13 protein-coding genes are annotated in these 10,480 nt (G+C 72.5%); 6 read left to right on the top strand and 7 right to left on the bottom strand.

The window, feature by feature from the left end:
• Both IEY75_RS21050 and IEY75_RS18200 read left to right on the top strand, forming a co-directional pair.
• Positions 1 to 330 (top strand): DUF6879 family protein (locus tag IEY75_RS21050; protein ID WP_373290294.1); only part of this gene is annotated, 330 nt, incomplete at its 5' end.
• Positions 311 to 1,162, top strand: a complete 852-nt coding sequence (locus IEY75_RS18200; RefSeq protein ID WP_189115594.1) for a helix-turn-helix domain-containing protein — start codon at positions 311 to 313, stop codon at positions 1,160 to 1,162. The genes IEY75_RS21050 and IEY75_RS18200, both read left to right, overlap by 20 nt.
• A gap of 79 nt (positions 1,163 to 1,241) precedes the next feature.
• Here IEY75_RS18200 and IEY75_RS18195 read toward each other — a convergent pair whose 3' ends face one another.
• From IEY75_RS18195 to IEY75_RS18170, 6 genes are all read right to left on the bottom strand, one after another.
• Positions 1,242 to 1,634: a Fur family transcriptional regulator gene (locus tag IEY75_RS18195; protein ID WP_189115593.1), complete on the bottom strand. Its 393-nt coding sequence runs from the start codon at positions 1,632 to 1,634 to the stop codon at positions 1,242 to 1,244.
• Positions 1,631 to 1,951, bottom strand: a complete 321-nt coding sequence (locus IEY75_RS18190) for an ArsR/SmtB family transcription factor (protein WP_189115592.1) — start codon at positions 1,949 to 1,951, stop codon at positions 1,631 to 1,633. The genes IEY75_RS18195 and IEY75_RS18190 overlap by 4 nt, the downstream gene beginning before the upstream one ends.
• Positions 1,948 to 2,796 (bottom strand): metal ABC transporter permease, encoded by an 849-nt coding sequence (locus IEY75_RS18185; protein WP_189115598.1) that lies wholly within the window; start codon positions 2,794 to 2,796, stop codon positions 1,948 to 1,950. Before IEY75_RS18185 ends, IEY75_RS18190 begins: the two co-directional genes overlap by 4 nt.
• Before the next feature lie 5 nt (positions 2,797 to 2,801).
• Entirely contained in the window at positions 2,802 to 3,548 is a 747-nt protein-coding gene (locus IEY75_RS18180) for a metal ABC transporter ATP-binding protein (RefSeq protein WP_189115591.1), read from the bottom strand.
• Positions 3,545 to 4,489, bottom strand: coding sequence for a metal ABC transporter substrate-binding protein (locus IEY75_RS18175; RefSeq protein WP_189115590.1), 945 nt, complete (start codon positions 4,487 to 4,489; stop codon positions 3,545 to 3,547). The genes IEY75_RS18180 and IEY75_RS18175 overlap by 4 nt, the downstream gene beginning before the upstream one ends.
• Before the next feature lie 66 nt (positions 4,490 to 4,555).
• Positions 4,556 to 4,825 (bottom strand): hypothetical protein, encoded by a 270-nt coding sequence (locus tag IEY75_RS18170; protein WP_189115589.1) that lies wholly within the window; start codon positions 4,823 to 4,825, stop codon positions 4,556 to 4,558.
• Between the two features lie 87 nt (positions 4,826 to 4,912).
• Here IEY75_RS18170 and IEY75_RS18165 point away from each other — a divergent pair, with 87 nt between their 5' ends.
• From IEY75_RS18165 to IEY75_RS18150, 4 genes are all read left to right on the top strand, one after another.
• Positions 4,913 to 5,254 (top strand): antibiotic biosynthesis monooxygenase family protein, encoded by a 342-nt coding sequence (locus IEY75_RS18165; RefSeq protein ID WP_189115588.1) that lies wholly within the window; start codon positions 4,913 to 4,915, stop codon positions 5,252 to 5,254.
• Positions 5,255 to 5,278: 24 nt separating this feature from the next.
• Positions 5,279 to 5,872 (top strand): hypothetical protein, encoded by a 594-nt coding sequence (locus IEY75_RS18160; RefSeq protein WP_189115587.1) that lies wholly within the window; start codon positions 5,279 to 5,281, stop codon positions 5,870 to 5,872.
• Between the two features lie 110 nt (positions 5,873 to 5,982).
• The gene (locus tag IEY75_RS18155) at positions 5,983 to 7,362 is read left to right on the top strand and encodes a glycine--tRNA ligase (protein ID WP_189115586.1); all 1,380 of its coding nucleotides are present in this window, start codon (positions 5,983 to 5,985) and stop codon (positions 7,360 to 7,362) included.
• Between the two features lie 167 nt (positions 7,363 to 7,529).
• A complete protein-coding gene (locus IEY75_RS18150; RefSeq protein ID WP_229789871.1) occupies positions 7,530 to 8,900 on the top strand; it encodes a M14 family zinc carboxypeptidase in 1,371 nt (456 codons plus the stop codon).
• A 121-nt stretch (positions 8,901 to 9,021) separates the two neighbouring features.
• Here the strand turns inward: IEY75_RS18150 and IEY75_RS18145 are convergent, their stop codons facing one another.
• Entirely contained in the window at positions 9,022 to 10,389 is a 1,368-nt protein-coding gene (locus tag IEY75_RS18145; RefSeq protein WP_189115585.1) for a lysine N(6)-hydroxylase/L-ornithine N(5)-oxygenase family protein, read from the bottom strand.
• Positions 10,390 to 10,480: the final 91 nt, after the last annotated feature.

Genomic DNA, 10,480 nt, shown 5'->3' with positions numbered 1-10,480 from the left:
GCCGCGGGCGACCCGCACGACGTCGTCACGGAACTCTCGGGGGTAGGGCTTGGGCACGGTGGCATCCTTCCAGCCCGCCTCAACGGCAAGCCAGCTCAGGTGTCACCAGTTGGTGCAGCAGACCCCCGCTCTGTCCTAGAGGTGGCCTTCCCCGGCACCGACTACTACCTGCTCGACGACCGCACGGTGATGTTCCTGCACTTCGACGGTGACCTGAACCCCGCCGGTTACTCCGCTACAGACGACGCGTCAACCGTGGAGCTGTGTCGCTCCGCCTTCGAGCGGTGCTGGAGCTCTGCCGTCGCCAACGATGCGTTCAAGCCCGGTTAGCGCGGCCGACGAGGGTCGTAGGGCTCTGGGCGCTCGGCTCCGTCAGCTTCGCAAGTCCGCTGGGCTGACGGGCCGGGCGCTCGCCGCGGGGATCGGCGTGCACTTCACCTGGCTTAGCCGCATCGAGAACGGGCACGTCTCCCCAGCCGAGCGCAACATCGCCGACTGGTGCGCAGCCTGCCAGGCAGAGAACCAAGTTCCCGACCTCCTTGCCACCCTGCGGGAAGTCGAGGACGCCTACGCCGAGTGGCAGCAACGGGTCCGAGCTGGCCTGAGGCGCGCCGGCGGGCCTCGGTCGGTCTCCATCTACGAGGGCACGACGCTGTTTCGAATCCACGAGCTGAACGTCATTCCTGGCATCCTCCAAACCGCCGACTACACGCGGTCGGTGCTCTCCTTCTGGCGCGAGTTCTTCGACGCTCCCGACGACTTGGAGCAAGCTGTCGAGCTCCGCCAGCGGCGAGCCGTGTTGGCGCTGTCAGCTCCTCGCCGGGTCGTGGTCGTGCTCAGCGAGACCGCGATCCGCACCCGGTACAACCCGGAGCAGCAACACGAGGCCCAGCTCGTGCACCTCCTCTCCCTTGTCCAGCAGCGGCCCAACCTATCGTTGAGCGTCATCCCGCTAGCGACACGGACATACGGGATCGCCTCAGTCGGCTTCTGGCTGTTCGACTCCCGCGCCGTGCTGCTGGAGACCCCTACCGCTGAGATCCGCGTGACCCGCCCGAGTGAGATCCGGCTGTACGAGAAGCTGTTTACCCGGCTCCAGGAGCAGGCAGCACAAGGCCGGGACGCACGTCGCCTCATCACCAAGGCCATGGACGAGCTGTAGGAACGCACCGCCGCGTGGCCAGGGTGCCCGGATAGGGATGTCTGAGCGGGAAGCGTCAGCCCGGACGTCGCGGATGCCTTCAGCAGGTCGGGCAGGTGCCGAAGATCTCCAGGGTGTGGCTGATGTCGCGGAAGGCGTGCTCCGCGGCGATCTTCTCGGCCCAGCGTTCGACGGCCGGGCCCGCGACCTCGACCGTCCGGCCGCAGGCGCGGCAGACCAGGTGGTGGTGGTGGCCGTCGCTGCACCGCCGGTAGAGCTGCTCGGCGCCGGGGAGCTGCATCACGTCGATCTCGCTGGCGTCGGCCAGGGTCTGGAGTGTCCGGTAGACGGTCGTCAGCCCGACCCGTTCGCCGCGGGCGCGCAGCATCGCGTGCAGGTCCTGGGCGCTGTGGAAGCCGTCCAGCTCGGCCAGCAGCGCGCTGACCGCGCTGCGCTGCCGCGTGTTGCGTACCCCGGTGGCGCCGCCGTTCATGCCCGCTCCTCCCGTACGTGACTGACCGCGTCCGCGACGATGTGGGTGATGTGCTCGTCCACCAGCGAGTACGCGATCTCGCGGCCGGTCCGCACGCCCTCGACCACCCCGGCCCGGCGCAGCACCCGCAGGTGCTGGGAGACCAGCGGCTGGGGTATGCCCAGCGCCTCGACCAGCTCGTGGACGCAGCGGGTGCCCGTGTCGGCCAGCACGGTCACGATCGCCACCCGGGTGGGCGCGGCCAGCGCCCGCAGGAGTTCGCTGGCGGCGTGGTAGCTGGTGTCGCCGCCCGCGAGGGTGGGCTGTGCCGCGGTCATGTCCTCCACGGTAGCCAACGGTCGGTGGGTCCGCTGCGACGGACCAGCGTCCGCCGCAGTCCCGCGGCCAGCGCGACGACGACGAACGCGGCGATGGCCACCATGACGATCGTGGCGCCCGGCGCGGTGTCGGCCTGCCACGAGATCGCCACCCCGAGGAAGGCCGCCAGGCCGCCGACGGCCATCGCGGCGAGCTGGGTGCCGCGGAAGCCGCGGGTGACCTGCTGGGCCGTGGCCACCGGCACCACCATCAGGGCGCTGACCAGCAGCAGGCCGACGGCGCGCATGGCGATGGTGACCGTCACGGCCGTGGTCACAGCCAGCAGCATGTTCAGCGCGCGCACCGGCAGTCCGCAGACGCGGGCGAACTCCTCGTCGTGGCAGACGGCGAACAGCGCCGGCCGCAGCAGCAGCATCGCCGACAGGACCGCCGCGCCGAGTCCGCCGATGACGGCCAGGTCGGTGTCGGTGACGGTGCCCAGCGAGCCGAACAGGTACGACAGGAGGTTGCCGCCGCTGCTGCGCCCCGCGGCGCCCACGAGCAGGACGCCGCCCGCGATGCCGCCGTAGAACAGGACAGCCAGCGCCAGGTCGCCCGGGGTCCGCCCGCGCTCGCGGACCAGCTCGACGCCGACCGCGCACAGCGCCGCGACGACCACGGCGGCCAGGACGGGGGACTGGTCCAGGATCAGGCCGACGCCGACGCCGGTCAGCGCGACGTGCCCGATGCCGTCGCCGATCATGGACATCCGGCGCTGCACCAGGTAGGTCCCGAGCGTCGGGGCGCAGACCCCGATGACCAGGGCCGCGCACAGGGCCCGCAGCATCAGCTCCGAGCCGAACATCGCCGTCACCGGCCCAGCTCCGTCCCGTTGGGGGGGCCGTGCGGGTGCACGTGGTCGTACCCGACGGCGTCCTGCGGTACCGCGCCGTCGTGCACGACGCGGCCGTCGGCGACGACCAGCGCCCGGGTCAGCAGGCGGCGCAGCGGCCCGGCCTCGTGCAGGACCACCAGGACGGTACCGCCGCCGTCGACGAACCCGCCGACCGCGGCGGCGAACGCCTCCTGGCTGGCGGCGTCCACGCCCGCGGTGGGCTCGTCGAGGACCAGCAGTTCCGGCCCGCCGGCCAGGGCGCGCGCGATCAGCGTCCGCTGCTGCTGGCCGCCGGACAGGGTGGCCACCGGGTCGTCGGCGCGGTCGGCCAGGCCGACGGCGGCCAGGGCGCCGGCCACCGCGGCCTGGCGCCCCCGGCCGTAGGGCCGCAGCAGTCCCCGGCGGGCGAGCAGGCCCGCGGCCACCACCTCGGCGACGGTCGCGGGCACCCCGCTGCCGGCGCCCAGCCGCTGCGGTACGTAGCCCAGCCGGTGCCACTGCCGGAACCGCCGCAGCGGCGTGTCGAACAGCCGGACCTGGCCCGCGTCGGCGGGGATCAGCCCGAGCACCGCCCGGACCAGCGTCGACTTGCCCGAGCCGTTGGCGCCCATCACGGCGACGACCTCGCCGGAGCCGACCCGCGCGTCGACGCCGCGCAGCACCGCCCGCTCGCCGAAGGCGACGGTGAGGTGCGCGACCTCGACGACGGCCGGGCCGCTCACCGGCACCCCAGCGCCTGCCGCAGGGTGGCCAGGTTGCGGCGCATGACGGCCGGGTAGTCGTCCGCGCCGCTGACGCCCTCGATCGGGTCCAGGACCGCCGTGCCGGCGCCGGCCTGGCGGGCGACCGTTTCGGCGATCTTCGGGCTGACCAGGGTCTCGAAGAAGATCGTGGTCGCCCCGTACTGCCGGGCGAGGGCGGCGATCTCGGTCATCCGCCGCGGCGCCGGCTCCTGGTCCGGGCTGATCCCGGTGATCGGTACCTGGGTGAGCTGGTAGCGCCGGGCGAGGTAGCCGAACGCGGCGTGGCTGGTCACGATCTGGCGGCGGGTACAGGTGGCCAGGCCGGTGCGGTACGCGGCGTCCAACTCGGTCAGCTCGGTGCGCAGGGCGGCGGCGTTGGCGGTGTAGCCGGCCGCCCGCGGCGGGTCCAGCGTGCCCAGGCGCGCGGCCAGCTTCTCGGCGGCGGTGGCGTACCGCTGCGGGTCGAGCCACACGTGCGGGTCGGTGGTGCCCTCGTCGTGGCCGTCGGGCTCGGCCTCGCCGTCGTGGCCGGCCGGCTCGGCGGGGGCGTCGAGGGGGACGTGGGTGGCGACGTCGAACAGCCGGTCGCCGGAGTCGCCGACGGCGGCGTCGACGGCGGGCTGGACGCCGCGCAGGTACACGACCAGCTCCGCGTCCCGCACGGTCTCCAACTGGGCCGGGGTGAGCTCCATGTCGTGCGGCTCGACGCCCGGCCGGGCGAGGCTGGTGACCGCGACCGAGGGCCCGCCGACGCGGGCGGCCAGGTAGTGCATCGGGTAGAACCCGGCCACCGCCGTGATCTTCCCGGGGTCGCCGTCGTCAGCGGGCCGGTCGGCGCAGCCGGTGGCCGCGAGCAGGGTGGCGGCGAGCAGGGCGAGGGCGGGAGCGCGGCGCGGGACGTGCGGGGGTCGGTACCACATGAGTTCTACTGTTCGCCATAATGACAATGATTGTCAACTGGCTGATCCAGTGGGGCGCCCGGCCGCTCAGCCGAGCTTCAGCAGGGCCACCCCTACCAGCAGGCAGACGACCGCCGCCCGGATGACCCGCGCACCCGCCGGCGCGCTCCGCCAGGTGTACCGCCCCAGGGCGGCCAACGCGCAGGCCAGGGCCAGCAGCAGCACCGCCCCGACGAACTTCGGAGCGTAGAGCGCGAGCAGGAGATAGGCAATCGTCGCCAACAGGACAGGCGTCGTGCCGCGCCGGGCCAACCCGGCGGCCAGCCGGACCGGGAGGGGCTGCGTACCGGAGGTCATCTCGGCTCCTGTCGTCGGCCGCGGCGGCGTGCCCGCCTACGCTGTGCGGACACGCTGCCACATCCGCCGACCCGACCGGGAGAACCCGTGCTCGTGATCAACCGTTTCGTGGTGGAGGAGGCGGACGCCGCCGACTTCACCGCCCGCGCGCACGCCGCCCTGGCCGCGCTCGCCGCCCGGCCCGGCTACCTCGCCGGCCGGTTGACCCGCGCGCTCGACGCGCCGGAGTCGTGGTGCCTGGTCACCGAGTGGGAGTCCGTCGGCAGCTACCGGCGCGCGCTGGGCGGCTTCGACGTCAAGCTGCACGCCACGCCGCTGCTGGCCCGGTCGCTGGACGAGCCCTCGGCGTACGAGGCGCTCGCGGCCGCCGAGCCCGGCGGGCAGGTGGCGGCGTTCGCCAGCGACCGTGCGGTCCGCCCCGGCCGCTGACCGCCCCCACTACGATGGGCGGACATGAGCGCCGCACCCGGTCAGCCGGCTCCGCCGCCCGCCCCCGGTCCGCCGCCGGAGGGGGGCTCCGCGCCCCCGCCGCCCGCGGCCCCCGGCCGGCCGGCGCCGTTTCCGCCGCCGCGCGGTCCGGGCGTCACGCCGCCGTTCCCCGCGCCGCCGACCGAGGGGCACACCACCCGGCTGTGGGCGGGGCTGCTGGCCGGCGGGCTGGTGGTCCTGCTGTGCTGCGGCGGCGGCCTGACCGCCTGCGTCGGGCTGGCCGTCGTCGGCGCCAAGGCGATCAACGAGCGCGCGCACGCGGCGGTCCGGGAGTACCTGGAGGACGTGCGGACCGGCCGGTACCGCGAGGCCTACGACGGCCTGTGCCCGGAGGCCCGGCGGCGGGAGACGCTGACCCAGTTCACCGGCCGGGTGCGCGGCGAGCGCCCGCTGCGGACGTACCAGATCAGCGACGCCGAACTGGGGACGGCCACGGTCCGGGTGCCGGTCGCGGTCAGCTTCGTCGACGGCGGCGTCGCCCGCTGGCAGGTCCGCGTGGAGCAGGACACCGGCACCGGGGACCTCCAGGTCTGCCAGGTCGACCCGGTCGTCCCGTGAGCGCCGCCCCGCACGGCGGGGCAAAGCCGGGCTGACCGGCTCGCCCGCTTGCTACCGTGACCCGACAACTGTTCCCGCCCGACCGCCAGCCGGCGCAGGAGGAGACCCCGATGTCCGCCGTCCGGATCGACACGATCGTCAGCCTCGCCAAGCGCCGCGGCTTCGTCTACCCGTCGAGCGAGATATACGGCGGCACGCGCTCCGCCTGGGACTACGGGCCGCTGGGCGTGGAGCTGAAGGAGAACGTCCGGCGCCAGTGGTGGCGCACGATGGTCCAGCAGCGCGACGACGTCGTCGGCCTGGACTCCGCGGTCATCCTCAGCCGGGACGTGTGGGCCGCCTCCGGCCACCTGGAGGCGTTCGTCGACCCGCTGACCGAGTGCCAGTCCTGCCACCGGCGGTTCCGCGCCGACCACCTGGCCGAGGCGTACGCCGAGCGGCACGAGGGCCCGCCGCCGTCGCTGGCGGCGCTCGCCTGCCCCAACTGCGGCAACCGGGGCACCTTCACCGAGCCGCGGATGTTCAACGGTCTGATGAAGACCCACCTCGGCCCGGTGGAGAGCGAGGAGGGGCTGCACTACCTGCGCCCGGAGACCGCCCAGGGCATCTTCGTCAACTTCGCCAACGTGATGAACTCCTCCCGGCGCAAGCCGCCGTTCGGCATCGCCCAGGTCGGCAAGTCGTTCCGCAACGAGATCACGCCGGGCAACTTCATCTTCCGCACCCGCGAGTTCGAGCAGATGGAGATGGAGTTCTTCGTCGAGCCGGGCACCGACGAGCAGTGGCACGAGTACTGGCTGGCCCAGCGCTGGGACTGGTACCGGGACCTCGGCCTGTCCGAGGCCAACCTGCGGTTCTACGAGCACCCCGCCGAGAAGCTGTCGCACTACGCCAAGCGGACCGTCGACATCGAGTACCGCTTCCGGTTCGGCGGTGCGGAGTTCGCCGAGCTGGAGGGCGTGGCCAATCGGACGGACTTCGACCTGAGCACGCACGCCAAGCACGCCGGGGTCGACCTGTCGTACTTCGACCAGGCCCGCAACGAGCGGTGGACCCCGTTCGTGATCGAGCCCGCGGCGGGGCTGACCCGGGCCGTGCTGGCGTTCCTGCTGGAGGCGTACGACGTCGACGAGGCCCCGAACACCAAGGGCGGGGTCGACAAGCGGACGGTGCTGCGGTTCGACCCGCGGCTGGCGCCGGTGAAGGTCGCGGTCCTGCCGCTGTCGCGCAACGCCGACCTGACCCCGAAGGCGCACGACCTGGCCGCCGCGCTGCGGCGCCGCTGGCACGTCGAGTTCGACGACTCCCAGGCGATCGGGCGGCGGTACCGGCGGCAGGACGAGATCGGCACCCCGTTCTGCGTCACCGTGGACTTCGACACCCTCGCCGACGGGGCGGTGACGGTGCGGGCGCGGGACACGATGGCCCAGGAGCGGGTGGCGCTGGACCAGGTGGAGCGGTACCTGGTGGAGCGGCTGCCCGGCTGTTGATCAACTGCCCGGCTATGTCCTGACATGAGACAGTGAACGCCCGCGCGTCGGATCGACCTCCCGGAAACTCATGGATTCAAGTTCGTGACTTTCTCAGCCGCTCCTGCTGTGATGGACCTCATCTACGGGCATCCACCCCCACCCAGCCTGAAGAGTGAGGATTCACGATGACGTCTTCGTCTTCGGCGCCGCGTCCGCGCGTGCGCACCCTGCTCGCCGTGGGCGCCGCGGCCGTCACCGTCGCGCTCCCGCTGGCCACCGGCCAGTCCGCGAGCGCCGACGCGGCGGCCGTCGCCCTCGCCAACCCCAACGGCGAGGCCATGTACCTGGTCCAGGAGCCGGGGATGCGCACCGGCCACCTCGCCACGCTGCTGGAGGCGAACGGCTTCGACCTGGCCGGCCACGGCGACAGCGCGCTCGGCGTCGGCGTCCTCGGCGACCGCACGACGCCCGCCCGGGCCCGGGCCCTGGGCCTGACGGCCAAGTACATGGCGCCGCAGTACCACCCGGTCGACCCGTCCTTCCAGGCCAACGCGGACACCTACTACGGCGGGTACCACACCAGCGCCGGACACGAGCGGCACAACGCCGCCGTCGCGAGCGCGCACCCCACGCTGGTGCGCAAGCACACGATCGGCCAGTCCTGGAAGAAGACGCAGGGCCAGGGCGGCCACGACATCGAGGCCGTGTGCATCACCAAGATCACCTCTGGTGACTGCGAGCTGACCAACACGAACAAGAAGCCCAAGTTCACGCTGATGTCCCAGATCCACTCGCGGGAGCTGGCCTCGGGCGAGCTGTCGTACATGTTCATGGATCAGCTCGTCAACAACTACGGCAAGGACTCCGAGGTCACGGCGCTGCTGGACAGCACCGAGGTCTGGGTGATCCCGATCGCCAACCCTGACGGCGTGGACGTGGTGTCGTCCAACTCCAGCCGGCCGGTGCTCCAGCGCAAGAACCTGCACGAGAACGGCTGCTCCGGCACCCAGATCGGCACCGACCTCAACCGCAACTCGGACTACCACTGGGACAAGAACCAGGGCGGTAAGTGCTCCGAGACGTACCCGGGCACGGGGCCGGACAGCGAGCCCGAGACCCAGGGCATCGAGTCGTTCCTGAAGCGGATCTACCGCGACACCAAGCCGGACGCCGACAACACCCCGGCGTCCAAGGACACCACCGGCGTCTTCCTCACTGTCCACGCGTACGCGCAGCTCAACATCTTCCCGTACGGCTGGACCAACAACAACGCGCCGAACCACAGCGACCTGAAGGCGATCGCGGACGCGATGGGCGCGCACAACCGGTACCAGGTCGTGCACGGCGACGGCGGCCTGAACTACTTCGCCCCCGGCGCGACCGACGACTGGATCTACGGCCGCCTGGGCGTCCCCGGCTACACCATCGAGATCGGCCCGGGCACCGGCAACTGCGCCGGCTTCACGCCCCAGTACTCCTGCATGCAGAGCTTCTGGAAGCTGAACTACCCGGCCTACATGGCCGCGGCCAAGGCGGCGGCCAAGCCCTACAAGTAGGTCGCACGGGCAGGCCGCGCCGACCGGCGCACCGCGTCACCACGTGAGGGGCGGGCACCCACCGGGTGCCCGCCCCTCACGTGTCAGCGGCGATTTTCGCGGCGGCTCAGCCGCCGCCGGCTCAGCCCAGGAACGCCGCCCGCGACTGTGCGCGCACCGCCGGCACCCCGGTGGCCACCACCCGCTCGGCCAGCACCGACTCCAGCATCTCGCCCACCCGCACGGCCGTGTTGGACAGCAGGGACGAGGTGATCCCGTGGCTGTGCTCGGTGCCGCCCTGCAGGTAGATCCCGCAGCGCAGGGCGGGGGCGGTGCGCAGCCGGTAGTCGCGGTCCACGGCGAGCCGGCCCTGCGGGTCCCGCTGGCACAGGTCGGCGAGCGGGTCGCCGAGGGTCTCCCGCACGTCCTGCTCGTGGTACCCGGTCGCGTAGACGACCGCGTCGGCCTCCAGGACCGTCTGCTCGCCGCTGACCAGCGACGCGACGACCGCGCGGACCCCGGTGCCGGTGTCGGTCATCTCGGCGACGTGCGCGACGTTGCGCAGGTACAGGCGGCGGGCGCCGCGCACCTTCTCCGTGTACTCGCGGCGGTACAGGTCGTCGATCAGGTCGATGTCGACGACGGCGTAGTTGGTGTTGCCGTGGTAGTCCATCAGCTTGCGCTTGACCGGCTCGGGCGCCGTGAAGTAGTCGTCCACGGCCGCCGGGTCGAAGATCCGGTTGGCGAAGGCGCTGTCGTCGGCGGGGGAGTAGCCGTACCGGGCGAAGACGGCGTGGACCTCGGCGCCGGGGAACTCGCGGTGCAGGTACGCGGCCGTCTCGGCGGCGCTCTGGCCCGCGCCGACGACCACGAACCGCTTCGGGGCGGTGCCGGCCAGCCGCGCGGTGTGCCGCAGCAGGTCCCGGCTGTGCCACACGCGGTCCGAGAGCGTGACGCCGGCGGGCAGCTTCGGGCGCAGGCCGGTGCCGACGACCAGGTTGCGCGCGCGGTAGACGGTCAGTTCGCCGGGGCGCTCGCCGCCGCGGGCCACCACGTCGAGGTGGTCGACGGCGCCGTCGGGGCCGGTGACCGGTCGGACCTCGACGACCTCGTGGCCGTAGGAGACCTGGTCGTCGACCTTGGCGGCGGCCCACTCGAAGTAGTCGTGGAACTCGATCCGCAGCGGGAACAGCGTCTTGTGGTTGATGAAGTCGACCAGCCGGCCCCGGCTCTGGAGGTAGCACAGGAAGCTGTACTCGCTCGCCGGGTTGCGGAGGGTGACCAGGTCCTTCAGGAACGAGACCTGCATGGTCGCGTCGTCGATCAGCATCCCGCGGTGCCAGCCGAAGGTGGGCTGCCGCTCCAGGAAGTGGGCCGTGACGGCGCTCTCCCGCGGTACGGCGCTGTTGTGCTCCTGCGTCGCAATGGCCATGGCCAGGTTCGACGGCCCGAAGCCGACTCCGATCAGGTCGAACACCGGTGGCGTGGCTGCCGGGAGTGGCTGAGACATGTCCGTCCCCTCGCGCGGCCGGGGCCGCTACTGGTTCGCCGTTGAGTTTGGGTAGCCTAACCTAAACCCATATCGACGGACGCGGAGGTGT

The organism is Pilimelia terevasa, assembly GCF_014647915.1.
GTDB lineage: Bacteria > Actinomycetota > Actinomycetes > Mycobacteriales > Micromonosporaceae > Pilimelia > Pilimelia terevasa.
Note: the sequence above shows the minus strand (reverse complement) of the source record. Positions and strands in the feature narration are given on the sequence as shown.